The organism is Streptomyces sp. MH60 (assembly GCF_002939385.1).
Taxonomy (GTDB): domain Bacteria; phylum Actinomycetota; class Actinomycetes; order Streptomycetales; family Streptomycetaceae; genus Streptomyces.
Genome location: NZ_MULI01000018.1, coordinates 24,117 through 47,598, shown reverse-complemented (window position 1 = coordinate 47,598; position 23,482 = coordinate 24,117). Strand labels below are relative to the sequence as shown.

At 73.2% G+C, this 23,482-nt stretch carries 23 protein-coding genes; 13 read left to right on the top strand and 10 right to left on the bottom strand.

From position 1 onward, the window contains the following. Nucleotides 1–192 precede the first annotated feature (192 nt). Nucleotides 193–1,938 carry a ribosomal protection-like ABC-F family protein gene (gene abc-f / locus BZZ08_RS14485; RefSeq protein ID WP_104632613.1) on the top strand — a complete coding sequence of 582 codons (1,746 nt, stop codon included), beginning with the start codon at nucleotides 193–195 and terminating at the stop codon, nucleotides 1,936–1,938. Here the strand turns inward: abc-f and BZZ08_RS14480 are convergent. Beyond that, nucleotides 1,870–2,628 carry a YqjF family protein gene (locus tag BZZ08_RS14480; RefSeq protein ID WP_104632612.1) on the bottom strand — a complete coding sequence of 253 codons (759 nt, stop codon included), beginning with the start codon at nucleotides 2,626–2,628 and terminating at the stop codon, nucleotides 1,870–1,872. The genes abc-f and BZZ08_RS14480 overlap by 69 nt on opposite strands. Before the next feature lie 131 nt (nucleotides 2,629–2,759). Here BZZ08_RS14480 and BZZ08_RS14475 point away from each other — a divergent pair, with 131 nt between their 5' ends. The 5 genes from BZZ08_RS14475 (at nucleotide 2,760) to BZZ08_RS14455 (ending at nucleotide 8,436) form a co-directional block, all read left to right on the top strand. Then, a complete protein-coding gene (locus BZZ08_RS14475; RefSeq protein ID WP_198601471.1) occupies nucleotides 2,760–3,884 on the top strand; it encodes a DNA polymerase III subunit beta family protein in 1,125 nt (374 codons plus the stop codon). A 375-nt stretch (nucleotides 3,885–4,259) separates the two neighbouring features. Continuing rightward, the gene (locus tag BZZ08_RS14470) at nucleotides 4,260–5,285 is read left to right on the top strand and encodes a LacI family DNA-binding transcriptional regulator (RefSeq protein ID WP_104632610.1); all 1,026 of its coding nucleotides are present in this window, start codon (nucleotides 4,260–4,262) and stop codon (nucleotides 5,283–5,285) included. Between the two features lie 210 nt (nucleotides 5,286–5,495). Next, nucleotides 5,496–6,650: a GH12 family glycosyl hydrolase domain-containing protein gene (locus BZZ08_RS14465; RefSeq protein WP_104632609.1), complete on the top strand. Its 1,155-nt coding sequence runs from the start codon at nucleotides 5,496–5,498 to the stop codon at nucleotides 6,648–6,650. A gap of 142 nt (nucleotides 6,651–6,792) precedes the next feature. Beyond that, a complete protein-coding gene (locus BZZ08_RS14460) occupies nucleotides 6,793–7,884 on the top strand; it encodes a lytic polysaccharide monooxygenase auxiliary activity family 9 protein (RefSeq protein ID WP_104632608.1) in 1,092 nt (363 codons plus the stop codon). Nucleotides 7,885–8,010: 126 nt separating this feature from the next. Next, complete coding sequence (locus tag BZZ08_RS14455; RefSeq protein ID WP_104632607.1) at nucleotides 8,011–8,436, top strand: luciferase domain-containing protein; 426 nt, start codon at nucleotides 8,011–8,013, stop codon at nucleotides 8,434–8,436. On the opposite strand, the gene BZZ08_RS14450 is transcribed toward BZZ08_RS14455, so the two are convergent. Beyond that, a complete protein-coding gene (locus BZZ08_RS14450) occupies nucleotides 8,399–10,000 on the bottom strand; it encodes an MFS transporter (RefSeq protein ID WP_104632606.1) in 1,602 nt (533 codons plus the stop codon). The two genes, BZZ08_RS14455 and BZZ08_RS14450, sit on opposite strands and share 38 nt — an antisense overlap. 73 nt (nucleotides 10,001–10,073) lie before the next feature. Continuing rightward, nucleotides 10,074–10,547, bottom strand: a complete 474-nt coding sequence (locus BZZ08_RS14445; protein WP_104632605.1) for a MarR family winged helix-turn-helix transcriptional regulator — start codon at nucleotides 10,545–10,547, stop codon at nucleotides 10,074–10,076. A gap of 125 nt (nucleotides 10,548–10,672) precedes the next feature. Here BZZ08_RS14445 and BZZ08_RS14440 point away from each other — a divergent pair, with 125 nt between their 5' ends. After that, on the top strand, nucleotides 10,673–11,041 hold the full coding sequence (locus BZZ08_RS14440; RefSeq protein WP_104632672.1) for a DUF779 domain-containing protein: 369 nt from the start codon (nucleotides 10,673–10,675) through the stop codon (nucleotides 11,039–11,041). 24 nt (nucleotides 11,042–11,065) lie between these two features. Here the strand turns inward: BZZ08_RS14440 and BZZ08_RS14435 are convergent, their stop codons facing one another. Beyond that, nucleotides 11,066–11,635: a TetR/AcrR family transcriptional regulator gene (locus BZZ08_RS14435; RefSeq protein ID WP_104632604.1), complete on the bottom strand. Its 570-nt coding sequence runs from the start codon at nucleotides 11,633–11,635 to the stop codon at nucleotides 11,066–11,068. A gap of 102 nt (nucleotides 11,636–11,737) precedes the next feature. Between BZZ08_RS14435 and BZZ08_RS14430 the strand changes: the two genes are divergently transcribed. After that, a complete protein-coding gene (locus tag BZZ08_RS14430) occupies nucleotides 11,738–13,213 on the top strand; it encodes an MDR family MFS transporter (protein ID WP_104632603.1) in 1,476 nt (491 codons plus the stop codon). Nucleotides 13,214–13,259: 46 nt separating this feature from the next. Here the strand turns inward: BZZ08_RS14430 and BZZ08_RS14425 are convergent, their stop codons facing one another. From BZZ08_RS14425 to BZZ08_RS14400, 6 genes are all read right to left on the bottom strand, one after another. Further along, nucleotides 13,260–13,454 (bottom strand): hypothetical protein, encoded by a 195-nt coding sequence (locus BZZ08_RS14425; protein WP_030181846.1) that lies wholly within the window; start codon nucleotides 13,452–13,454, stop codon nucleotides 13,260–13,262. A gap of 115 nt (nucleotides 13,455–13,569) precedes the next feature. Next, a complete protein-coding gene (locus BZZ08_RS14420) occupies nucleotides 13,570–14,433 on the bottom strand; it encodes a phosphatidylinositol-specific phospholipase C/glycerophosphodiester phosphodiesterase family protein (RefSeq protein WP_104632602.1) in 864 nt (287 codons plus the stop codon). A gap of 168 nt (nucleotides 14,434–14,601) precedes the next feature. Next, the gene (locus BZZ08_RS14415; RefSeq protein ID WP_104632601.1) at nucleotides 14,602–15,690 is read right to left on the bottom strand and encodes an acyl-CoA dehydrogenase family protein; all 1,089 of its coding nucleotides are present in this window, start codon (nucleotides 15,688–15,690) and stop codon (nucleotides 14,602–14,604) included. Continuing rightward, entirely contained in the window at nucleotides 15,687–16,868 is a 1,182-nt protein-coding gene (locus tag BZZ08_RS14410) for an acyl-CoA dehydrogenase family protein (protein WP_104632600.1), read from the bottom strand. The genes BZZ08_RS14415 and BZZ08_RS14410 overlap by 4 nt, the downstream gene beginning before the upstream one ends. After that, on the bottom strand, nucleotides 16,865–17,845 hold the full coding sequence (locus tag BZZ08_RS14405) for an NADPH:quinone oxidoreductase family protein (RefSeq protein WP_104632599.1): 981 nt from the start codon (nucleotides 17,843–17,845) through the stop codon (nucleotides 16,865–16,867). Before BZZ08_RS14405 ends, BZZ08_RS14410 begins: the two co-directional genes overlap by 4 nt. Nucleotides 17,846–17,929: 84 nt before the next feature. Further along, on the bottom strand, nucleotides 17,930–18,505 hold the full coding sequence (locus tag BZZ08_RS14400) for a helix-turn-helix domain-containing protein (RefSeq protein ID WP_104632598.1): 576 nt from the start codon (nucleotides 18,503–18,505) through the stop codon (nucleotides 17,930–17,932). A 77-nt stretch (nucleotides 18,506–18,582) separates the two neighbouring features. On the opposite strand from BZZ08_RS14400, the gene BZZ08_RS14395 reads away from it, so the two are divergent. The 5 genes from BZZ08_RS14395 (at nucleotide 18,583) to BZZ08_RS14375 (ending at nucleotide 23,394) form a co-directional block, all read left to right on the top strand. After that, the gene (locus BZZ08_RS14395; RefSeq protein ID WP_104632671.1) at nucleotides 18,583–19,548 is read left to right on the top strand and encodes an NAD(P)/FAD-dependent oxidoreductase; all 966 of its coding nucleotides are present in this window, start codon (nucleotides 18,583–18,585) and stop codon (nucleotides 19,546–19,548) included. A gap of 105 nt (nucleotides 19,549–19,653) precedes the next feature. Beyond that, nucleotides 19,654–21,192 (top strand): ATP-dependent DNA ligase, encoded by a 1,539-nt coding sequence (locus tag BZZ08_RS14390; protein ID WP_104632597.1) that lies wholly within the window; start codon nucleotides 19,654–19,656, stop codon nucleotides 21,190–21,192. Continuing rightward, nucleotides 21,189–21,650, top strand: a complete 462-nt coding sequence (locus BZZ08_RS14385; RefSeq protein ID WP_104632596.1) for an NUDIX domain-containing protein — start codon at nucleotides 21,189–21,191, stop codon at nucleotides 21,648–21,650. Before BZZ08_RS14390 ends, BZZ08_RS14385 begins: the two co-directional genes overlap by 4 nt. Before the next feature lie 96 nt (nucleotides 21,651–21,746). Further along, nucleotides 21,747–23,132, top strand: coding sequence for an NADP-dependent succinic semialdehyde dehydrogenase (locus BZZ08_RS14380; protein ID WP_104632595.1), 1,386 nt, complete (start codon nucleotides 21,747–21,749; stop codon nucleotides 23,130–23,132). A gap of 25 nt (nucleotides 23,133–23,157) precedes the next feature. After that, a complete protein-coding gene (locus tag BZZ08_RS14375; protein WP_007388168.1) occupies nucleotides 23,158–23,394 on the top strand; it encodes a DUF6213 family protein in 237 nt (78 codons plus the stop codon). Nucleotides 23,395–23,482: the final 88 nt, after the last annotated feature.

The following is a 23,482-nucleotide window of genomic DNA, read 5'->3' as shown; positions in this document are numbered from 1 at the left end:
GAGCCGGTCGGAGCGACTGCGTGACGAGGGGCGGTCGTTCCGTCCCAAGGCCGCGCACCACGGGTTGAGGCGAGACGGTCCGTCTTGTTATAGTGAGGTCATGGCTTTCCTCTTCTTCGTCTGAGTCCGGGCACGGCCGATGCCGCCGTTTCTGCTGCCCGTTGACCCTTCGTACGCCCTGGGAAAAGCCCTATGCGCGACCGCGCCCGTACCACCCTGCCCACCCACGTCCCCACCGCCGTGGCCCAGCTGTCCGTCAAGTCCGTCACCAAGTCGTACGGCACCCGGACCGTCCTCGACCAGGTCTCCTTCACCGTCCGGCCGGGCGAGAGGGCCGCCGTCATCGGTGAGAACGGTTCCGGCAAGTCCACCTTGCTGCGGCTGCTGGCCGCCGCCGAGACCCCGGACAGCGGGGAGATCACCGTCCGCTTCCCCGGCGGCACCGGCCACCTCGCCCAGACGCTGGACCTCGCTGCGGACGCCACCGTGCAGGACGCCGTCGACCTCGCCCTGTCCGAGCTGCGCGGGATGGAGCGAAGGCTCCGTGCGGCGGAGGAGTCCCTCGCCGACGCGTCCGACGAGGGACTCGCCTCGTACGGCACACTGCTGACCGCCTACGAGGAACGCGGTGGATACGAGGCGGACGCCCGTGTGGACGCCGCCCTGTACGGACTCGGGCTGGCCCGGATCACCCGTGACCGCGTGCTGGGCTCACTGTCCGGCGGCGAGCAGTCGCGCCTCGCGCTCGCCTGTGTCCTGGCCGCCGCCCCCGAACTGCTGCTCCTGGACGAACCGACGAACCACCTCGACGAGGCGGCCGTGCGCTGGCTGGAGGAGCGCCTGCGCGCACACCGCGGCACCGTCGTCGCGGTCACCCATGACCGCGGCTTCCTGGAGCGCCTCGCCACCACGATCCTCGAGGTCGACCGGGACGAGCGCACCGTGCACCGGTACGGCGACGGCTGGACCGGCTACCGCGCCGCGAAGGCCGCCGTCCGGCGCGGAGCCGAGCAGCGGTACGCGGACTGGGCCGAGGAGGTGAACCGCATGGAGGAACTGCTGGCGGCCGCGAGCAGACGGCTCGCCACCACCGGCCGCGACCCGAAGCAGGGGTTCGGCAAGCACCGCCGGTCCAGCGAGGCGAAGCTCGGCGGGCAGGTGCGCACGGTGCGGGAGCGCCTTGCCCAGCTGCGGCGCGACCCGGTGGCGGCGCCGCCGGAACCGCTCCGGTTCACGACACCGCTGTCGCCGGCCGACGGAGCCCCGCCCCAGGGCCCGCTCGCCGAGCTGGAGCACGTACGGGTCGGGGAACGGCTGCGTCTGGACGGCCTCCTGGTGATCGAGCCCGGAGCACGCCTCCTCGTCACGGGCGAGAACGGCGCCGGAAAGACGACGCTGCTTCGCGTCCTCGCGGGTGATCTGCGTCCCGATGCGGGCACCGCGCGCCGCCCCGCCCGGATCGGCTACCTCCCTCAGGAACTGCCCGGGCACACCACGCGGCTGCCGCTGCTGGCCGCGTTCGCCGCCGGGCGGCCCGGGCCGCCGGACGAGTACGCCGAACAGCTCCTCTCCCTGGGCCTGTTCCGCGAGGAGGATCTGCGGGTGCCGGTCGCCGCACTGTCCAAGGGGCAGCAGCGGCGGCTGCAGATCGCGGCCCTGGTGACCCGGCCCGCCGACCTCCTGGTCCTCGACGAACCGACCAACCACATCGCCCTCGACCTGGTCGAGGACCTCCAGGCAGCGCTCGCGGCGTACCCGGGGGCGGTGGTGGCGGTCTCGCACGACCGCGGCTTCCGTGCCCGCTTCGAAGCCGAACGGCTGGAACTGTGCGCCGGCCGTGTGGAAGTGACGTCGCCGTCCCGCCTCGGGTCAAGGGCCGACCGGTACGGCGGTGACCGGCCGGGCGGGGCGGCCGAGACGGACCCTGACCCCGGGTGAGTAGAGGACGCTGACCGGGTCGGCTGTGGGGGCGGGCACCCCGGCACTCGCGACCAGGTCCTCGTCGCAGGACAGGAGCCGGGCCCGGTGCAGGGGCCAGCGGGGGTGGTGGTTGGGCAGATACGCCGCCCCGCCGAAGAACATGTTGTGCATGCCCCAGCGGGCGGTGAGGAAGTGCTCCAGGGGCGTGGGCTCCTGGATGCGCTCGCCGGTCCGCAGGGTGATGCGGCTGTGGGCACCGCGCGGTCCCGGCCAGCGGCGCGAGCTGGTGTAGGTGACGGTGTCGCCCACGGAGCGGACGGTCATGCGGGACCACAGGTAGGGCAGCCGGAAACCCACCCGCCCCATCAGCACCGGCACCAGCCGCGAGGCGTCCATCGACCGGAAGACCACGCCGCGCCGCCCGTGCGCGTCCACGCTGTACAGACGCACGTTCGTCTCCGGGAACGAGCCGAAGTAGGGGACCCCGGGCAGCCGGAACCATCCGACCCGGTGCATGCGGAACGCGACGAGCCCGACGTACGTGAGCCCGTCGTGCGTGTCGGGGACGGTGCCGCGCGGCATCAGCCCCGCCACGGCGCCGGGCTCGACGGCCCAGTGGATGAAGGCGAGGTCGAGCCACTCCTGGGTGAGGAGCGGCAGCCGTATCGGCGTGGGGGCGTCCGGGGTGACGGCGCTGGGCTTCTGCACGGCGCAAGAATGGCAGACGGACCGGCCGTGCCGACCGGCCGACCGGCCGGCCGGTCGGCTACCGCGGGAATCGTCCCGTGATTGACCCTCGACCTGGTCGAGGGATCAGAGTGCGGGACGTGGAGAGCGAGATGCGCAGCATCGGGGAGATGGCCCGCGACAGCGGACTGGGCGTGAGCGCCCTGCGGTTCTACGACCGGGCCGGTGTGCTGGTCCCCGCCTGGGTCGATCCGGCCAGTGGCTACCGCTGGTACGCCCCCGAGCAGCTCGACGAGGCCAGGCTGCTGGTCCGGCTGCGGCGGGCCGGCATGCCGTTGGCGGACATCCGGCTGGTACTGGCCGGCTGGTCCGGAGCCGACACGGACCTGGTGCGGAGGCTTCTCCAGGCGCATCTGCGCCGTCTCGAGCGGGGGCTGGACGAGGCCCGCGGCGAGTTCTCCACGCTCCGAGCCCTACTCGATCACCGGGAGAATCCCATGACCGCCTCACCGCGTACCGGCACCGTCCGCCTGTCCCTGCCCGCCTCCGCACTGGCGGCCGCGCTCGACGCGGTCCGGTTCGCCGCCGGCAAGGACCCTGAGCTGCCGATGCTCGGCGGGGTGCTGTTCGACGTCGAGGGCGACGGGCTCCACGTCGTGGCGACCGACCGGTACCGGATGGCCGTCGCGCGCACGGATGCCGTCGGGCACGGGGGCTCGCGCGAACACGTCGTCGTGCCCGCGCCGCTCGTCGACGCGATGCGCGCGCTGCTGGCCGACGACGGACCCGCCCGCCTCGCCGTGGAGGGTGACCGCGTGACGCTGGAGGCAGGCGAGCGCCAGGCTTCGGGACAGCGCCTGGCCCATGACTTCCCCGACTACCGCCGTCTCGTCCAGCTGCCGCCCGGGCGGCGGGTCGTCGTCGACGTGCCCGCGTTCCAAAGGGCCTTGGAGTCCGGTCCCGTCCGGCCGGCCGAGGAGCGCGAGCCCGGCCGGTCCGCGCGTGACGTCAGTGTGCTGGCGACGGTCGCCGACGGCACGGTGACCGTCTGCGGGGACGACGACGGGGACGTGGACGTGGACGTGGACGTGGACGTGGACAGGAGCGTGGACAGGGTCGGCGTCGACCGCGGGTTCCTGCTGGACGCGCTCGCCGCCGCGGGCCGGGACCGGCTCGTGCTGGAGTTCGGCGCCGCCCCCACGGCACCGCTGGCGATCCGTCGGACGGACGACGAGGACACGTTCTCGCTGCTGATGCCGGTCCGCCTGGACGACTGACGGGGCCGAGCGCCTTCCACCGAGGACCCTCCCCGCGGCCCGTGCCCCTCGCCGTGCTCGCCCGGGTGTGGCCCGGCCCCTCCTGGTGGTCCACCTTGCGCCACCTTCTGGTCAACGGCGCCGACGTCGAGGTCACGGGCTTTCCGCGGGACGCCGACCCCGAGCGCGGCCTCGACCTCGTCGACCTGGTCGACCGCGCCCTGTGCGCTGCCGCGTGGGGCGCGAGTCCCGCCACTTCACGTCTCGGCGACCTCGCCGTTTCCGCGATCACCGAGCGACGGACCGCTCGGTCTGCCGCTCCCTCGCGATCGGCCCGCCGAGCCCGGACGGCTCGCCGTAGTATTCGGGATGATCTCGTGGGGAAGGCGGGCCGACATGGGCAGGCAGCGTCCCGGTACGCCGACGCTGGAGGAGGTGGCCGCCCTCGCGGGCGTGGGCCGAGGCACCGTGTCGAGGGTGATCAACAACGCCACTGGTGTGCGGGACTCGACGCGCCGCGCCGTGCAGCGGGCCATCGCCGAGCTGGGGTACGTGCCGAATCTGGCGGCCCGTTCCCTGGCGGGGCACCGTGCCGACGCCGTCGCGCTGGTGATGACGGAGCCGGACTGGCGGCTGTTCGGAGAGCCGTTCTTCACCGAGATCGTCCACGCCGTCGGCGACGCCCTCACCGACACCTCGTTGCAACTGCTGCTCACCCTGGTCCGCACGGACACCGAGCGGCGGCGCTTCGTGGAGTACGCGCGCGGTGGCCGGGTCGACGGGGTGCTGCTGATGTCCGTGCACGCCGAGGACCCGCTGCCGGACATGCTCGCCGAGGCGGGACTGCCCACCGTCATGCTGGGGCGGCGTTCCGGCGAGGAGAGCGTCACCTACGTCGACGCCGACAACACGGGCGGAGCGCGCGGCGCGGTCACGCATCTGCTGGACACCGGGCGCCGCACGATCGGGGCGATCAGCGGACCGCTCGACATGTACGTCGCCCAGTGCCGCCTGCGCGGGTACCGGGAGGCCCTGGGGCTGGCGGGCGCGGCGGCCGGGGCGTCGCTGGTGGTCGAGGGGGGCGACTTCACCGAGGAGAGCGGGCAGCGGGCGATGACCGAGCTGCTCGCCCGGCACCCGGACCTGGACGCGGTCTTCGCCGCCTCGGACACGCTGGCCGCCGGGGCGCTCAACGCGTTGCGCGCCGCGGGCCGGCGGGTGCCGCGGGACGTCGCCGTGATCGGCTTCGACGACTTCCACCCGGCCCGTCCCACGGACCCGCCGCTGACGACGGTCCGACAGCCGCTGGGGGAGATCGGCCGCACGATGGTGCGGCTGCTTCAGGAGGAGATGGAGGACTCCGCCGCCGCCTGGCGGCACGTCATCCTCCGTACGGAACTGGTGCTCCGGGACTCCGCCTGAGCGTGGCCGTCGGGAGCGCTCCCGACGGGGCCTGTCTCACCTGCGGCTTCGAGATTCGTTCGACAACTCTGGCGCGCACAGTCTTGTCAGGAACATGAACCGCTTCTACAGTCCCCATCAACCGGTAAGTGGGAGCGCTCCCATCAGTGGGGAGTTGGGAGCGCTCCCGCACCGGCCCCTCCTTCCCCCCACCCCTCCCGGAGAGGCCCCATGCGAACGCTACGGCCCCAAGCCCGCACCCCTCGCGGCCTCTTAGGCGCCCTGGGCGCGGCCTTGGCGATCTTCACCCTCCTCGCGTCACTCGTGACCGCCGCGGCGCCGGCCCAGGCGGACACCACCCTGTGCGAACCGTTCGGGACGACGACGATCCAGGGACGGTACGTCGTCCAGAACAACCGCTGGGGCTCCAGCGCCACCCAGTGCGTCACCGCCACCGACACCGGCTTCCGGGTCACGCAGGCCGACGGCTCGGTGCCGACCAACGGGGCACCGAAGTCGTACCCGTCGGTCTTCAACGGCTGCCATTACACGACCTGTTCGCCGGGCACCAACCTCCCCGCCCGGCTCGACACCGTCTCCCGGGCGCCGTCCGGCATCTCGTACGGCTTCGTCGACGGCGCCGTCTACAACGCCTCGTACGACATCTGGCTGGACCCGACGGCCCGGACCGACGGGGTCAACCGGACCGAGATCATGATCTGGTTCAACAGGGTGGGCCCGATCCAGCCCATCGGCTCCCCGGTGGGCACGGCCACCGTCGGCGGACGGAGCTGGGAGGTCTGGAGCGGCGGCAACGGCTCCAACGACGTGCTGTCGTTCGTGGCGCCGTCGGCGATCACCGGCTGGAGCTTCGACGTCATGGACTTCGTCCGGGCGACGGTCGCGCGCGGACTCGCCGAGGACGACTGGTACCTGACGAGTGTTCAGGCCGGGTTCGAGCCCTGGCAGAACGGTGCGGGACTGGCCGTGAACTCCTTCTCCTCCACCGTCGAGACCGGCGGCACCCCGGGCGGCCCGGACCCCGATCCCGGCGACCCGGGTGACGCGTCGGCGTGCGCGGTGTCGTACGGCACGAACGTCTGGCAGGACGGCTTCACCGCCGACGTCACCCTCACCAACACCGGTACGGCCCCCGTCGACGGCTGGCGACTGGCCTTCACCCTGCCCTCCGGCCAGCGGATCACCAACGCCTGGAACGCCTCCGTGACGCCGTCCACGGGCGCCGTCACGGCGACCGGCGCGAGCCACAACGCCCGGATCGCACCCGGCGGCAGCCTGTCGTTCGGCTTCCAGGGCACCTACGGCGGCGCGTTCGCCGAGCCGGCCGGTTTCCGGCTGAACGACACCGCCTGCACCACGGCGTAACGGCCCCCACCGCCTCCCCGCCCGTCCGGTCGAAGCGCCCGCCCCGGACGGGCGGGGGTTCCATCTCCGATCTTGTCATGAACGGATCATCCATCAGCTCGCACCTCACAGCTCACCTACGGACCGGAACCAGGAGACCCCTATGGTTCGACGCACCAGATTCCTATCCCTGGCGGCGGTACTGGCCACCCTGCTCGGCTCGCTCGGCGTGACCCTCCTGCTCGGGCAGGGGCGGGCCGAGGCGCACGGCGTGGCGATGATGCCCGGCTCCCGCACCTACCTGTGCCAGCTGGACGCCAAGACCGGCACCGGCGCCCTCGACCCGACCAACCCGGCGTGTCGGGCCGCGCTCGACCAGAGCGGCGCGACGGCCCTGTACAACTGGTTCGCCGTGCTCGACTCCAACGCGGGCGGCCGCGGCGCCGGTTACGTGCCGGACGGCACCCTGTGCAGCGCCGGTGACCGTTCCCCGTACGACTTCTCCGCCTACAACGCCGCCCGCTCGGACTGGCCCCGCACGCATCTGACGTCGGGGGCGACGATCCCAGTGCAGTACAGCAACTGGGCGGCCCACCCGGGTGACTTCCGGGTGTACCTGACCAAGCCGGGCTGGTCGCCCACGTCCGAGCTGGGCTGGGACGACCTGGAGCTGATCCAGACGGTGACCAACCCGCCCCAGCAGGGCTCGCCGGGCACCGACGGGGGCCACTACTCCTGGGATCTCGCGCTGCCCTCGGGCCGCTCGGGTGACGCGCTGATCTTCATGCAGTGGGTGCGTTCGGACAGCCAGGAGAACTTCTTCTCCTGCTCGGACGTCGTCTTCGACGGCGGCAACGGAGAGGTCACCGGCATCCGCGGTTCCGGCAGCACCCCGGACCCGACGCCGACCCCGACGGACCCGACCACCCCGCCGCCCACGCACACCGGCTCCTGCATGGCCGTGTACTCCGTGGAGAACTCCTGGAGCGGTGGATTCCAGGGCTCGGTCGAGGTGATGAACCACGGCACCGAGCCGCTCGACGGCTGGGCCGTGCAGTGGAAGCCGGGCAGCGGGACCACGCTCGGCGGGGTGTGGAACGGATCGCTGTCCAAGGGCTCCGACGGGACGGTCACGGTCCGGAACGTGGACCACAACCGCGTGGTACCACCGGACGGGAGCGTGACCTTCGGCTTCACCGCCACGTCGACGGGCCATGACTTCCCGGTCGACTCGATCGGCTGCGTGACGTCCTGACGCACGCCCGACACGTGTCGGGCACCACGGTCGGCGGGAGCCCGGCAGGCTCCCGCCGACCTCACGTGCCGGTTACAAATCGCTCAACCTCTGGTTGCGAAGCGGTGATCGGGCGACGATAGGGCCATGACTCCGGCCCAGCGCGCCTTTGAGCGGCTGCAAGCCTGGCCCGACCTCTCGGCGGGTCGGGCCAGTTGCGGAACCGGACGGGCACTGTGCTCCGTCCGCGACGAGATCGTCCACTTCCACTCGGACCGGGACGTGGACCTCCACCTCACCCACCGGGCCATCCAGCGCTTCCAGTACGACCTCGGCGGCTCCACCGCCATCCGTCTGGTGCCCGGCTCCCGTTGGGTGACGGTGCACCTGGACTGCGACACGGACGTCGACCTGCTGCTGAGCCTGGTGAGCATCGCGCTCAAGGCCCATCAGTCCCGGCCGCCGGCCGACCGCGCCCCGGGCCCGACGGGGCCGGCGGCTCTCGCGGTCTCCCACGGGTGCAACTTCCGCCGGGTCACGGTGCTTCCGCGCGCCGCGGCCGGGGAGGCCTGAGTCCGGCCGCCGCGAGGGCCGCGCCGAGCACGCAGAGGACGCCCGTGACGGCCACGGCCACATGGACGCCGTTCATGAACGCCTGCCCGCTGCCCTCCACCACGGCGGCCCGCAGCCCGGCCGGCATGCCGCCGGAGACGGGCGCCACGCCCATCGCCACCGCGTCCTCGGCCTCCTGGAGACCGTTGGCCACGGCCGGGGGGACGCCCGCGCCGGTCAGCTCACCGGTGAGGGTGCCGCGCACCTGGGCGCTGATCAGGGAGACCAGCACGGACGTGCCGAGCGCGCCGCCGATCTGCAGGGTGGTCGCCTGGAGACCGCCCGCCACCCCGCCGTCCCGGACGGGGGCGTTGCCCACGATGGCGTCGGAGGAGGCGGACATCACCATGCCGACGCCGAGGCCGAGCGCGATGAACGGCGGCCACATGGTGGCGTAGGCGGAGTCGGTCTGCCAGGTGAGCATGCCGAAGCAGGAGGCCGCCTGGAGCAGCATGCCCAGCGGCATGGTCAGCCGGGGCCCGAAGCGCTGGGTCAGGGCCGCGCCCAGGGGCGAGGCGACCAGCGAGGCGAGGCTGAGCGGGAGTGTCCGCACGCCCGCCTCGACCGGCGTGAAGCCGCGCACGTTCTGCAGGTACAGCATGACGAAGAAGATCACGCCGAGCATCACGAAGAAGTTCAGCGCGGTGATGACCGCGCCGATGGTCAGCGCGCGGCTGCGGAACAGGCGCATCGGCAGCAGCGGGTGCTCCACGCGGGTCTCGTACCGGCCGAACACGAGCAGGAGGACGAGGCCGGCGGCGATGGCACCGAGGGTGCCGGCCGAGGTCCAGCCCCAGGTCTCGCCCTTGACGACGCCGAAGACGACGGCCAGGAGGCCGAGGGCGAGCAGGACGAGGCCGGGTATGTCGAAGCGCTCGCGGCCCCCGGCGTTGCGGCTCTCCGGGAGGACGAGGGCGCCGAAGACGATGGCGAGGACACCGATGGGGGCGTTGACGTAGAAGACGGACTCCCAGTCGACGTGCTCCACGAGGAGTCCGCCGACGATGGGGCCGAGGGCCGTGGCGACGGCGGAGACCATGGCCCAGATGCCGACGGCCATGCCGAACTTCCTGGGCGGGAAGACGGAGCGGAGCAGTCCGAGGGTGTTGGGCACCAGCAGTCCGCCGAAGGCACCTTGGAGGGCGCGGAAGGCGACGACTCCCTCGATCGAACCGGACAGACCGATGGCGACGGAGGCGAGGGTGAAGCCGGCGACACCCACCAGGTAGTAGGTGCGGCGGCCGAAGCGGTCGCCGAGCTTGCCGCCCAGGATGAGGGTGGCGGCGAGGGCGAGCAGGTAGGCGTTGGTCACCCACTGGAGCTGGGCGGTGGACGCGTGCAGGTCGCTGCCGATCTCGGGGTTGGCGATGGCGACGACGGACCCGTCGAGCTGGACCATGAACAGGCCGAACGCGACGGCGAGGAGGGTCAGCCACGGATTGGACCGCAGGCGGCCTGCCGCCCGTGGGACGGGGGCGGTCTCGGCCGCGGGCATGGCGGAAGGATCCACGGACGTGGAGGGCATGGCGGAGTCTTCTCTTCCGGATTCAGGGGTGGTGCGGGAAGTCAACGGCGCGCCGAGAGGGCGGGCACGTGTGTCAGCGGACGCCGGGGTGGAGATGCCGCGTCAACGCTTCGAGGGCTCCGAGGGCGGAGCCGAGCGCGCCCTGCTGGCCCTCGGTGAGGGCGGTCAGGGCGTGGCGGATGAAAGCGGTCTCCAGTTCCCGCACCTCGGACACCCGTTCACGGGCCGTGGCCGTGAGGTGGAGGTGGGCGACGCGCTTGTCGGCGCTGTCCTGCCGGCGCTCCAGGTCTCCCTGCTCGGTGAGCTGGGAGACCAGGGCGCTGACGTTGTTCGGCTTCATCAGCAGGGCCTCGGCGGCCTCGCGCACCGTGGCGCCCTCGTGCTGCGCGACGAACCGCAGCAGGGCGAGCTGCCCCTCGGGGGGCTTGGGGTGCGGGTACCGGGCGGTGACCTGTCGGTCCAGCGCCCTGTGCAGCGCGGGAAGGCACGCCGCGAGCCCGGAGGCCAGGCGGTCGGTGTCCCGGCGAGGGGTGCTGGAGTCGGTCACCCGCGAACAATAGATATGAGGAAATAGGTATGTCAAAGGAGGTACCCCGGGAAGGCAGCCCGCGGAACCCCGCCACCGAACCCGCGCAACGCACTCGCAACCTTCGCCGTGGTGGCATGCACGGCATGGGCGACACATACGAGGAGACCCCGCGCGTCGAGCTGACCCCCGAGGCGTCCGTACTGCTGCGGCGGCTCCGCGAGGCGCACGGCCCGCTGATGTTCCACCAGTCCGGCGGTTGCTGCGACGGCAGCGCCCCCATGTGCTACCCGGCCGGCGAGTTCCGCACCGGCGCCTCGGACGTGCTGCTCGGCGAGCTGGCCGTCGACGGCGTGGAGGAGCCGGTGGAGTTCTGGATGTCGCGCAGTCAGTACGAGGTGTGGAGCCACACCCGGCTGATCGTGGACGTCGTCCCGGGCCGGGGCAGCGGTTTCTCGCTGGAGGCGCCCGAAGGGGTGCGCTTCCTCATCCGCTCCCGGCTCGTGGACGCCTAGCCCGGACCCCTCCCGCCTCGGCCGTCAGCGCACCAGGGGCAGGAAGACCGTGTCGACGATCTCTTCGACGACGTCATCGGGGACCTGCGCGAGGGTCACGAGGATTTCCTGGCGCAGCAGGTCGAAGGGGAGGGACCTGACGCGCTCGGTGAGCCGTTCCGGCCTGGCCTCGCCGCGGGCGACGGCCCGGTCGTAGACCTCCGCGAGCGCGTCCGCGGACTTCCCGCGCGTCTCGTCGAGCAGGTCGCCGGGGTTGGTGCCGGTCTCCTGGTAGTACCCGGCCAGGTGCGCGTACATGAGGATGACGAGCCGGGCGTTGGCGGTGCCGATCTCCCGCATGAGGGCGAGGACGTCCCCCCGCAGGCTGCCCGTGTCGGGGGTGTCGACGCGCGCCTCCTCCAGGGCGTGGACGACGGCCGCCCGGGCCAGCTCGTCGCGGTGCGACCAGCGGCGGTAGAGCACCGGCGGGCTGGTGCCCGCGCGCCTGACGACGGCGTCCATGGTGAACCTGGCGTAACCGCGTTCGGCGAGTTCCTCCCAGGCCGCGTCCAGGAGCGCCTTCTCCAGTGCCGCTCCGCGGCGCCGCTGAGCCATCCACGCCTCCTCGGCCAAGTGGGAAAGAGTTGCCTTTCTTATCCTAGCGGCCCTACCCTGACGAGCGTAAGAAAGGCTGTTCTATCTAAGGAGGTGGGGTTCGTGAGCACCCCCCACGGGACCGCGCCCGCGGGAGCGGATCCCGATCGCATCGATCCCGCCGTGTGGCGCATGGGAGCCACGCTCGTCGTGGGCGCGCTCGCCGTCGTCTTCGACACCACCGTCGTCAGCGTCGCGCTGGGCGACCTGGTAAAGGAGTTCGACGCCCCGCCGGCCACCATCCAGTGGGTGAGCACCGGCTACCTGCTGGCGGTGTTCGCCACCATCCCGCTCGCCGCGTGGGCCCAGTCGCGCTTCGGCGGCCGACGGCTGTGGATCGCGGCCCTGGGCGGGTTCCTGCTCGGCTCGGTCCTCAGCGCGCTGGCGTGGAACGCCGGGAGCCTGATCGTCTTCCGGGTCGTCCAGGGCCTGGCGGGCGGCGTCATGATGCCGCTCATGGCCACGCTGCTCATGCAGGCCGCCAAGGGCCGCCACCCGGGCAAGGTCATGGCGATCATCACGGTGCCCACCGCGCTCGGTCCGATCCTCGGCCCGGCCCTGGGCGGCCTCGTCCTGCATCTGGCCGACTGGCGCTGGATGTTCTTCGTCAACATCCCCTTCTGCCTCGTCGGCGGCTGGCTGGCCCGGCGGAACCTCCCCGACGACCGGCCGGAGCCCGGCGGCCCCCGCGTCCGTCTCGACGTCGTCGGCCTGTTCCTGTTCTGCCCGGGCGTCACCGCCCTGGTCTACGCCCTGTCCCGGGTCGAGGGCAGCGCGGGCCTCACCGGCGCCGGGGTCCTCGTGCCGCTGCTCGGCGGACTCGCCCTCGTCGGCGGCTTCACGGTTCGGTCACTGACCCGCACCGGCGGCGCCCTGGTCGACCTGCGGCTGTTCCGCCACCGGGCGGTGGCCTCCTCGGGCACCCTGCTCTTCCTGGGCGGCATCGCCCTGTACGGGCCGATGATGCTGCTGCCCCTGTACTTCCAGCAGGTCCGCGGCGAGGACGCCCTCGGCGCCGGGCTCCTGCTCATCCCGCAGGGCGTCGGGGCGCTCCTCGCGCGCGGCCTGTCGGGCCGGTACATGGACCGCGTCGGCCCCCGCCCGGTCGCCGTGACCGCTTTCGCCTGCGTCGCCCTGGCCACGGTGCCGTTCGCCTTCGTCACCGCCGACACCGGCGAACTGCTGCTCATGGCGGCGCTGTTCGTGCGCGGCGTCGCGCTCGGCGCCGCCATGATCGCGCCGATGGGCGCCGCCTATGTCGGGCTGCCGCACCAGGAGATCCCCGACGCCGGTGTCCTCACCCGCATCGCCCAGCAGGTCGGCGGCTCGGTGGGGATCGCCGTGCTCGCCGTCGTCCTGCAGCACGCCTCCCTCGGCGCCCACGGAGCGAGCGCCCTGGCCGACGCGTTCGACCGGGCGTTCTGGTGGTCGGTGGCCCTCACCGCCCTCGCCGTCCCGCTCTGCCTGCTCCTGCCGGGCCGGCCCGGCCCCCGGCCCTCCGCCGAGAAGACGCGGACCGGCACGGCGGTCGAGGTCTGACCGCCGCCGCGCCGAGGTCCGCCGCGGCGGCGGCCTCTCCGCCGCCCTACGGTCTGAGGCTGCTCACGATGTCCGCCGTCGCGGTCAGTCCGCTGTTGATGGTCGGGGCGATGCTCGTGCTCGCCAGGTAGAAGCCGAGCAGCAGGCACACCAGGGCGTGCGAGACCTTCAGTCCGCCGTTGCGCAGGAAGAGCACCGCCAGGATGGACAGCAAGAGCACCACAGAGATGGAAACGGCCATCGTCAACCTCCTCCGCCACGTCCACTTCGCGGCGTTCGGCCGTAAGTGTGGCGTAGCGGAGGGTTCGTCCGGGCGGCTGACCTGTCCTCCGAACGAGTGGTGTTACGGCGCTGCCCTACGCGTCCCGGTGGGCGTCGAGGAACGCCTCGAGGCCCGCGAGGTCGTCGGTGTTGAGATGGTCGACACCGGCGGCGAGCAGTTCGGCCCAGACGGCGTCCCGCGCGGGCCCCGCCACGTCGGGCGTGGCCCAGAAGCGCACCCGCTGCCCGCGGGCGTGGGCAGCGCCCACGATGTCCCGCAGTCTGCGCCGCTCGGCCGCCGGGAAGGTGCCCACGCCCTGCCAGGTGAAGTTGAGCGTCCAGTTGTCGCTGATCAGCGGGACGAACGAGGCCGGTGCGGTGGTGCCGAGGTCGGTGAGGCGGCCGTCGTAGAAGGCCCGGCGGGTGCGCTGGGCCTCCATGGGCGCCCGGGCGGCCCGGTCGCCGGAGACCACCGCGGTGACCGCGCCCGGGAACACCCGTCCATGGGCGTAGGAGGTGAACAGGCGCTGGTAGCGCCGCAGTCGGCGGTCGAGTGCGAGGTACGTCGCCTCGCCCTCGGTCTTGATGTCGATCAGGAGTTGCAGGGAGCCGCGGTCCCGCCGGTAGACCCGGCCGTGGCCCGCGCGGACCCGGGCGGCGAGCGGGTCGAGGTAGAGCGACTCCAGGGTGCGGGACGGGTCCAGGTCCTCCGGGTCGTGGGCGACCAGGAGTTGGCCGCCGACCAGGTAGATGTCGGCCTCGACGCTGCCGAAGCGGTGGTCGAGGGCGTCGAGGAGGGGGCGGGGGTGCTCGTAGTCGTTGTGGGCGTGCGCGCGCCACAGCGGGCGCGGTCCGTGCCTGCCTTCGGACGCCAGCGCGGTGCCGGCGGGCAGGGCGACCGCGCCCGCGAGGGCGGCGCCGAGGGTGGTGAGGGCTCTGCGTCGGGTGGTGAGGGCCATGCTCTGCCTCCCTGGAGGTGCCGTACGGGACCCCAGTGAGTATGGGGGCCCGTGACCCTCAGGGAGCAGAGCCGTGCGGGGAGTTGGCCGGACCGCCGCCGGTCGTTCACTTCACCGGCGCGGTTCCCGGACCGCCCGCGCCCGCGCCCGCGGGCGCGGGCGGGTACGTCAGGGCGCCCGCAGGTCGACCAGTTCGGCCAGCGCCGCGCGGTGGGTGCCCGCCGCGCCGTAGGCGATCGAGTCGGCCTTGGCCCGCTTGAGGTACAGGTGGACCGGGTGTTCCCACGTCATGCCGATGCCGCCGTGCAGTTGCAGTGCCTCCTCGGCGGCGTGGACGGCGACCTGGGCCGCGTACGCCTGGGCCACGGCGACGGCCACCTCGGTGTCCGTGCCGGTCGCCAGGGCGTCTGCCGCGTTGCGGGCGGCGGCGCGCAGGCCCGCCACCTCCAGCCACAGCCGGGCGAGCCGGTGCTTGACCGCCTGGAAGCCGCCGACCTGGCGGTTGAACTGCTTGCGTTCCTTGAGGTAGCGGACCGTCTCGGTCAACAGCCAGTCGGCGAGGCCCAGTTGTTCGGAGGCGAGCAGTCCGGCACCGGCCCGCAGGGCCTGGCGCACGGCGGGCTCCGCGTCACCGAGGCGACGCGCCGGGGCGCCGTCGAGGGTCACGCGCGCCAGCGGCCGGGTGGGGTCGAGCGAGACCTGTGGGGTCACCGTCGTGTCGGCGGCACGGACCGCGTACAGGCCCCCGTTGTCGCCGGGCACCAGCAGCACGTCGGCGACGGAGGCGTCCGCGATGCCGGTCAGCTCACCGTGCAGGGCCCCGTTCTCCAGCCGCACGCCCGGAACGGCGCCGCCCGCTGCGACGTGCAGCCCGACGGCCAGTACCGCGACGGTCGTGGCGGACGCCAGCTCGCCGAGCAGGTCGTCGGCCCGGCAGGCCAGCAGCGCCTCGGTGGCGACGACGGCGCTCGTCAGGTACGGCACCGGTGCGACCGCGCGTCCCAACTCCTCCAGGACGACGGCGGCCTCCCGGTGCGTGGCGCCCTGGCCGCCCAGTTCCTCCGGGATCAGCAGGCCCGCGAGGCCCATCGAGTCGGCGAGGGACTTCCACAGCGACACGTCGTGCGGGGCGGCCGTCTCGGTGCGGGTGATGACGCCGGCCGGGTCGCAGTGGTCGGTGAGCAGGTCCCGGACGGCGGCGCGCAGCGCCTCTTCCTCCTCCGAGTGGAGCAGGGCGGGTTCCGGCTGTGCGCTCATCGGGCGAGGTCCTTCCATGCGACGTCCTTGTCGGTGCGCGGCTCGGCGGGCAGGCCGAGGACGCGCTCGGCGACGATGTTCAGCAGGACCTCGCTGGTCCCGCCCTCGATGCTGTTGCCCTTGGACCGCAGGTAGCGGTATCCGGCGTCGCGGCCGGTGAAGTCGACCAGCTCGGGACGGCGCATGGTCCAGTCGTCGTAGAGCAGGCCCTCCTCGCCGAGGAGTTCGACCTCCAGGCCGCTGATCTCCTGGTTGAGCCGGGCGAAGTTCAGCTTCATCCCGGCGCCCTCGGGGCCGGGCTGGCCGGCCGCCAGTTGCTGGCGCAGGCGCACGCCGGTGAGGCGGGCGACCTCGGCCTCGACCCACAGGCCGAGCAGCCGCTGGTGCAGGTCGTGGGTGCGCAGGTCGGGGCGCTCCCGCCAGGTCGCGGCGATCTTGCCGATCATGCCGCCCTCGCGGGGGATCGGCGTGCCGCCGATGGCGACGCGTTCGTTGTTCAGCGTGGTCTGCGCGACCCGCCAGCCGTCGCCGATCCCGCCGAGGCGGCGGGAGTCGGGGATGCGGACGCCGGTGAGGAACACCTCGTTGAACTCGGCCTCGCCGGTGATCTGGCGCAGCGGCCGCACCTCGACACCCGGGTCGGTCATGTCGCACACGAAGTAGGTGATGCCCCGGTGCTTGGGCACGTCCGGGTCGGTACGGGCGATGAGGATGGCCCAGCGGGCGAGGTGGGCACTGGAGGTCCACACCTTCTGACCGTTCACGACCCAGTCCTCGCCGTCCCGGACGGCGCGCGTGCCGAGGGCGGCCAGGTCGGACCCGGCGCCCGGCTCGCTGAAGAGCTGGCACCAGACCTCCTCGCCGGTCCACAGCGGACGCAGCAGCCGGCGCTGCTGCTCCTCGGTGCCGTACTGGAGGATGGTCGGGGCGGCCATGCCGAGGCCGATGCCGATGCGCCGGGGGTCGTTGTCGGGGGCGTCCGCGGCCGCCAACTCGGCGTCCACGACGGCCTGGAGGGCGCGCGGGGCACCGAGACCGCCGAGCCCCTCCGGGTAGTGCACCCAGGCGAGTCCAGCGTCGAAGCGGGCCCGGAGGAAGTCCAGGCGGTCCGTGGTGGCCGGTGGATGCGCGGCGAGCAACTCGCGCGTGCGGCGGCGCAGTTCCGCTGCGTCGGTCATGCGGCGGCTCCCTTGTCCAGGTTCTCCGGTACGACGGCCAGGCGGCCGGTCGTCCTGCCGTCGGCGACGCGCTGTACGGCGTCGGCGGCGTCGGCGAGCGGCACCCGCTCGCTCACCAGCGGCTTGATCGCGCCCCGCGCGGCCAGCTCGGTGAGCTGTTCGTGGCAGTGCCGCACCAGCTCGGGGTTCTTGGTGTTGTACAGGCCCCAGTGCAGTCCGAGGATCGCGTAGTTCTTCACCAGCGCGTGGTTCAGCGCGGGACTGGGGATCGTGCCGCTCGCGAAGCCCACGACGACGATCCGGCCCTCGAAGGCGACGACCTTGGCGGACTGGGCGTACGCCTGCCCGCCGACGGGGTCGTAGACCACGTCGGCGCCCCGGCCGCCGGTGGCCTCCTTCACGGCGGCGACGACGTCCTCGGCGTGCCGGTCGACGACCACGTCGCAGCCCAGCTCGCGGGCGACGGCCGCCTTCTCCGGGCCACCGACGACGCCGACGACGGTGGCACCGGCCGCCTTGCCGAGCTGTACGGCGGCGCTCCCGACGCCGCCCGCGGCGGCATGGACCAGCAGGGTCTCGCCTGCTTCCAGCCGGGCCCGGCGGTGCAGGCCGAACCAGCCGGTCTGGTACCCGATGTGCAGGGCGGCCGCCTCGGCGTCGTCGAGGGCCTCCGGCGCGGGCAGCAGGGCACGCGCGTCCGCGAGGGCGTACTCGGCGAAGCCGCCGTGCGGCAGTGCCGGGTTGGCGATGACGCGGCGCCCGTCCTCGGTCTCGCCGCAGATCTCCACGCCCGGCGTGAACGGCAGCGGCGGCCGGACCTGGTACTGGCCCCGGCACAGCAGGGCGTCCGGGAAGTTGATGTTCGCGGCGCGGACCCGCAGCAGGACCTGGCCCTCGCCCGGCGTCGGCGGCGACACGTCCGCGAGGCGCATCACCTCGCCCGGCTCGCCGTTCTCGTGCACCTGCCATGCCTGCATGCGGGGCCTCCACCGACTGCGTCGTCCGACCGGGTCACCCGCATACTAAGCGGTCGCTTGCCGATCAGGGAACAGGGTGCGGCGTCACGCCTGCGAGGGCCGTGCCCGTACGTGCATCCGCTCCCCCTGCGGACCGAAGAGGCTGAGGAACTCGGCCGGCCCCTCCCCCGTCGACCCGAACCAGTGCGGCACCCGGGTGTCGAACTCGGCGGCCTCCCCCGCCGACAGCACCACGTCGTGCTCGCCCAGCACGAGCCGCAGCCGTCCCGACAGGACGTACAGCCACTCGTACCCCTCGTGGGTGCGCGGGTCCGGCTCCTCCCGGCGCTGGGGCTCCAGCACCTTGAACGCCTGGAGGCCGCCCGCCTGGCGGGTGAGCGGCCAGTGGGTGCGGCCGTGCCGCACGATGGGCTTGGCGCGCACCCGGGGGTCGTCGACCGGTGGCGCGCCGACCAGTTCGTCCAGCGGCACCCGGTGGGCCTGGGCGATCGGCAGCAGCAGTTCGAGGCTCGGCTTGCGCAGACCCGACTCCAGCCGCGACAGGGTGCTCACCGAGATCCCGGTCGACTCGGACAGCGCCGCCAGGGTCACCTCGCGCTCCTTGCGCAGCTGGCGGAGCCTCGGCCCGACACCGGCGAGGACATCGTCTGGGGTCGTCATGCGTTTATTGCAGTTCCGGCAAACATATTTGTCAATACCGGAGGATCCGAGCGACCTTCTACGTGGAGGTGGTCACCATGACCCAGAACACGAACCCGAAGGATCTGAAGGACCCGTCCGGCACGTACGACGTGGTGGTGGTCGGCGGCGGCGCGGCCGGGCTCTCCGCCGCGCTGGTCCTGGGCCGCTCGCGGCTGCGCACCCTGGTGGTCGACGCCGGGGAGCCGCGCAACGCGCCGTCGGGCCACATGCAGGGCTACCTGACCCGGGACGGCATGTCCCCCGCCGAGTTCCTGGCGCTCGGCCGGGAGGAGATCGCGCGCTACGGCGTGGAGCTGGTCCGCGACCGTGCCGTGGACGTGTCCCGGGACGAGGACTTCGCGGTACGGCTGGCCGGCGGGGAGACCGTGCACGCCCGGCGGCTGATCGTCACCACCGGGCTCAGGGACGAGCTGCCGGACGTGCCCGGGGTCGCCGAGCGGTACGGCCGGGACGTGCTGCACTGCCCGTTCTGCCACGGCTGGGAGGTGCGGGACGAGCGCTTCGGCGTGCTGGCCACCAGCCCGCTCAGCGTGCACCAGGCCCTGATGGTGTCCGGCTGGTCGGACGACGTGACGCTCTTCCTGCACACGGTCGCGGAGCGGGAGCTGTCCGACGACGACCTGCGGCGGCTCGCCGCGGCCGGGGTCAAGGTGGTGCCCGGCGAGGTGGCCGCCCTGCGGGTCGAGGACGACCTGCTCACCGGGGTAAGGCTGGCGGACGGCACGGCGCACGACCGCACGGTGGTCTTCGTCGCCCCGAAGGCGGTCCCGCAGACCGGCCTGATGGAGCGGCTGGGGGCGGAGCTGCAGGAGACGCCGTTCGGCGCCTACCCGGTGGTGGACCCGACGGGCCGGACCAGCGTGCCGGGCGTGTGGACCGCCGGCAACGCGATGGGCTTCGCCGAGCAGGTCGTCCACGCGGCGAGCGGCGGCTACCGCGCGGCGGCGGCGGTCGTCGGCGACCTGATCATGTCGGACCTGGACGCGGCCGTCGCCGGGTGAGGGCGCCCCGGAGCACGGACCGGGCGCGCGCCGGTACGCGGCGCCCGCGGGAACGCGCGGTCGCCGCGGGGTGTGCGCCGGCCCGCTCCGGTGCACCATGACTGCATGCTGCTTGCCCGGTTGGCCCAGGTGTCCCGGGAGGTCGCCGCCACGTCGGCGCGGTCCCGGAAGACCGTCCTGCTCGCGGAGCTGTTCCGCGAGGCGGAGGCGGCGGACGTGCCGGTCGTCATCCCTTACCTGGCGGGACGGCTCCCGCAGGGCCGGATCGGCGTCGGCTGGAAGGCGCTCGGCCGCCGGGTCCCGCCGGCCGACGCGCCGAGCCTGACGGTGCGGGACGTGGACGCCCGGCTCACCCGGCTCGGCGCGGTCTCCGGCGCCGGTTCGCAGGCCGAGCGGGCCCGGCTGGTCGGCGAGCTGATGGGCGCGGCCACGGAGGACGAGCAGCGCTTCCTGGTCGGGCTGCTCACCGGGGAGGTCCGCCAGGGCGCGCTGGACGCGGCCGCCGTCGAGGGCCTGGCCGCGGCGACGGACGCTCCCCCGGCGGACGTACGGCGCGCGGTGATGCTCGCGGGGTCGCTCCAGACGGTGGCTGAGGCCCTGCTGGCCGACGGGCCCGGCGCCCTGGACCGGTTCCGGCTCACCGTCGGACGGCCCGTGCTGCCGATGCTGGCGCACAGCGCGTCCTCGGTCGCCGAGGCGGTCGGCAGGCTGGGCGCCGCGGCCGTGGAGGAGAAGCTGGACGGCATCCGTGTCCAGGTGCACCGGGACGGCGGCACCGTACGGCTCTACACCCGCACCCTGGACGACATCACCGACCGGCTCCCCGAGATCACCGAGGCGGCCCTGGCACTGCCCGGCGAGCGGTTCGTCCTGGACGGCGAGGCCATCGCCCTCGACGCGAGCGGGCGCCCCCGCTCCTTCCAGGAGACGGCGGGCCGGGTGGGTTCCCGCACCGACGTGGCCACGGCGGCGCGGGCGGTCCCCGTCTCGGTGGTGTTCTTCGACGCGCTGTCCGTGGACGGCCGCGACCTGCTCGACCTGCCGCTGACCGAACGGCACGCGGAGCTGTCCCGGCTGGTCCCCGAACCGCTGCGGGTACGGCGCACGCTGGTGCGCGGCGCCGAGGAGACCGGGACCGCGGAGGAGTTCCTCGCCGAGTCGCTGGAGCACGGGCACGAGGGCGTCGTCGTCAAGGGGCTCGACGCCGCCTACAGCGCGGGACGGCGTGGCGCGTCCTGGCTGAAGGTCAAGCCCGTCCACACGCTCGACCTGGTGGTGCTGGCCGCCGAGTGGGGCCACGGCCGCCGCACCGGCAGGCTCTCCAACCTCCACCTGGGCGCCCGCGCCGCCGACGGCTCCTTCGCGATGCTCGGCAAGACCTTCAAGGGCATGACCGACGCGCTGCTGGCCTGGCAGACCGAGCGCCTGAAGGAGCTGGCCGTCGAGGAGCACGGCTGGGGGGTGACCGTACGGCCCGAACTCGTCGTCGAGATCGCCTACGACGGCCTCCAGCGCTCCACCCGCTACCCGGCCGGCGTCACCCTCCGCTTCGCCCGCGTGGTCCGCTACCGCGAGGACAAGCGCCCCGAGGACGCGGACACCGTGGACACCCTGCTCGCCGCCCACCCCGGGGTGGCCCCGTGAGGCGCAGCGCGGGCCTGCTGCTGTACCGGCGCGGACCGGGCGGGGAGCTGCAGGTGCTCCTCGGCCACATGGGCGGCCCGTTCTACACCCGACGGGACGCCGGGGCGTGGACCGTCCCCAAGGGCGAGTACGACCCGGCGGAACCCGCGTGGGAGGCGGCCCGGCGCGAGTTCGAGGAGGAGCTGGGGCTGCCGCCGCCCGGGGGCGAGGCGGTCCCGCTCGGCGAGGTGCGGCAGGCGGGCGGGAAGGTCGTCACGGTCTGGGCCGTGGCCGCCGACCTCGACCCGGCCACCGTCGTCCCCGGCACCTTCCGCATGGAGTGGCCGCCCAGGTCGGGGCGGACCGAGGAGTTCCCCGAGCTGGACCGGGTGGCGTGGTTCGCGCTGGAGAGGGCCCGCGAGGTGATCGTGAAGGCGCAGTCCGCGTTTCTCGACCGGCTGGCTGAGCACTCGCACTGACGAGAGGCCACGAGGAACGACGCGACCCGTCCGCGTTGCGGCACCCCGCGCCGCGCGCCAAGGTCGGAGCACGAATGCACCCCAGGGAGGTCGGCCATGCCCATCGCGACGGTGAACCCGGCGAACGGCGAGACGCTCAGGACGTACGAGGCCATGGGCGAGGAGGAGATCGAGCGCCGGATCGAGCTCGCGGAGGCCACCTTCCGCACCTACCGGACCACGGGGTTCTACGAGCGGGCCGGGCTGATGCGCCGGGCCGCCGACCTCCTGGAGGCGGACCAGAAGGAGATCGGCAAGGTCATCACCACGGAGATGGGCAAGCCCGTCAAGCAGGCCCGCGCGGAGGCGGCCAAGTGCGCCAAGGCGATGCGCTGGTACGCCGACCACGCGGCCCGGCTGCTGGCCGACGAGGAGCCCGCCGAGGCCGACGTGAAGGACTCCGGCGCCTCCCGGGCCCTGGTCCGCTACCGGCCGCTCGGTCCGGTGCTCGCGGTGATGCCGTGGAACTTCCCGCTCTGGCAGGTGATCAGGTTCGCGGCGCCCGCGCTGATGGCGGGCAACGTCGGGCTGCTCAAGCACGCCTCGAACGTGCCGCAGACCGCCCTGTACCTGGAGGACCTGTTCCACCGGGCGGGGTTCCCCGAGGGCTGCTTCCAGACCCTGCTCATCGGTTCCGCCGCGGTCGACGACATCCTGCGCGACGAGCGGGTGCGGGCCGCCACCCTCACCGGCAGCGAGCCCGCGGGCCGCGCGGTGGCCTCCACCGCCGGCGAGATGATCAAGAAGACGGTCCTCGAGCTGGGCGGCAGCGACCCGTTCGTCGTCATGCCCTCCGCCGACGTGGAGCGGGCCGCCGAGGTGGCGGTGACCGCGCGCACCCAGAACGCCGGGCAGTCCTGCATCGCCGCCAAGCGGTTCATCGTGCACACGGACGTGTACGACGCCTTCGCCGAGCGCTTCACCGACGGCATGAAGGCGCTGAAGGTCGGCGATCCGATGGAGGAGGAGACCGAGGTCGGCCCCCTCTCCAGCGAGCAGGGCCTGAACGACCTGGTGGAGCTGGTCGACGACGCGGTGCGCGGCGGCGCGAGCGTGCTGTGCGGCGGCGAACGCCCGGACGGTCCCGGCTGGTACTACCCGCCGACCGTCCTGGCGGGCGTCACCCGCGAGATGCGCATCCATCGCGAGGAGGCGTTCGGACCGGTCGCCACGCTCTACCGGGCGGCCGACCTGGACGAGGCGGTGCTGATCGCCAACGACACGGACTTCGGGCTCAGTTCCAACGTGTGGACGCGCGACGACGCCGACGTGGACCGTTTCGTCCGGGACCTGGAGGCGGGCGGCGTGTACGTCAACGGGATGACGGCGTCCCACCCGGCGTTCCCGTTCGGCGGGGTCAAGCGGTCGGGCTACGGGCGTGAGCTGTCCGGGCAGGGAATCCGCGAGTTCTGCAACATCACCACCGTATGGCACGGAGCGTGAGCCTTCCGCGACTACGATCCCCTTTGTGAACCGCGAAGTGACCCTGCCTCTGATCGTCGACGACCGCGGCACGCTCCAGGTCGCCGCGTCCGACGTGAGCAAGCTGCTGCGCACGGTCGGCGGACGGTGGCTGCGGCTGGTGGAGACCGGCGAGGAGAGCCTGGACGAGGACACCGTCGCGGCCCTCACCATCGAGCTGGCCAAGCTGGCCGACCGGATCGACGTGGCGTGCATCGCCCACAGCAGCGGCCGCTCCTCCTGACCACGCCGGTCCCCCTGCCGACGCCGCTCCCGCCGTCCCCGAGACGGAGTAATCCGGCGAGAGATCACCGCCCCGGTGAGTGATCGTG

Excerpts from the sequence above, each read along its gene's own strand:
- abc-f (WP_104632613.1), top strand. The coding sequence starts at position 193 with ATGCGCGACCGCGCCCGTACCACCCTGCCCACCCACGTCCCCACCGCC.
- BZZ08_RS14475 (WP_198601471.1), top strand. The coding sequence starts at position 2,760 with ATGCGCAGCATCGGGGAGATGGCCCGCGACAGCGGACTGGGCGTGAGC.
- BZZ08_RS14470 (WP_104632610.1), top strand. The coding sequence starts at position 4,260 with ATGGGCAGGCAGCGTCCCGGTACGCCGACGCTGGAGGAGGTGGCCGCC.
- BZZ08_RS14465 (WP_104632609.1), top strand. The coding sequence starts at position 5,496 with ATGCGAACGCTACGGCCCCAAGCCCGCACCCCTCGCGGCCTCTTAGGC.
- BZZ08_RS14460 (WP_104632608.1), top strand. The coding sequence starts at position 6,793 with ATGGTTCGACGCACCAGATTCCTATCCCTGGCGGCGGTACTGGCCACC.
- BZZ08_RS14455 (WP_104632607.1), top strand. The coding sequence starts at position 8,011 with ATGACTCCGGCCCAGCGCGCCTTTGAGCGGCTGCAAGCCTGGCCCGAC.
- BZZ08_RS14450 (WP_104632606.1), bottom strand. The coding sequence starts at position 10,000 with ATGCCCTCCACGTCCGTGGATCCTTCCGCCATGCCCGCGGCCGAGACC.
- BZZ08_RS14440 (WP_104632672.1), top strand. The coding sequence starts at position 10,673 with ATGGGCGACACATACGAGGAGACCCCGCGCGTCGAGCTGACCCCCGAG.
- BZZ08_RS14435 (WP_104632604.1), bottom strand. The coding sequence starts at position 11,635 with ATGGCTCAGCGGCGCCGCGGAGCGGCACTGGAGAAGGCGCTCCTGGAC.
- BZZ08_RS14425 (WP_030181846.1), bottom strand. The coding sequence starts at position 13,454 with ATGGCCGTTTCCATCTCTGTGGTGCTCTTGCTGTCCATCCTGGCGGTG.
- BZZ08_RS14420 (WP_104632602.1), bottom strand. The coding sequence starts at position 14,433 with ATGGCCCTCACCACCCGACGCAGAGCCCTCACCACCCTCGGCGCCGCC.
- BZZ08_RS14415 (WP_104632601.1), bottom strand. The coding sequence starts at position 15,690 with ATGAGCGCACAGCCGGAACCCGCCCTGCTCCACTCGGAGGAGGAAGAG.
- BZZ08_RS14410 (WP_104632600.1), bottom strand. The coding sequence starts at position 16,868 with ATGACCGACGCAGCGGAACTGCGCCGCCGCACGCGCGAGTTGCTCGCC.
- BZZ08_RS14405 (WP_104632599.1), bottom strand. The coding sequence starts at position 17,845 with ATGCAGGCATGGCAGGTGCACGAGAACGGCGAGCCGGGCGAGGTGATG.
- BZZ08_RS14400 (WP_104632598.1), bottom strand. The coding sequence starts at position 18,505 with ATGACGACCCCAGACGATGTCCTCGCCGGTGTCGGGCCGAGGCTCCGC.
- BZZ08_RS14395 (WP_104632671.1), top strand. The coding sequence starts at position 18,583 with ATGACCCAGAACACGAACCCGAAGGATCTGAAGGACCCGTCCGGCACG.
- BZZ08_RS14390 (WP_104632597.1), top strand. The coding sequence starts at position 19,654 with ATGCTGCTTGCCCGGTTGGCCCAGGTGTCCCGGGAGGTCGCCGCCACG.
- BZZ08_RS14380 (WP_104632595.1), top strand. The coding sequence starts at position 21,747 with ATGCCCATCGCGACGGTGAACCCGGCGAACGGCGAGACGCTCAGGACG.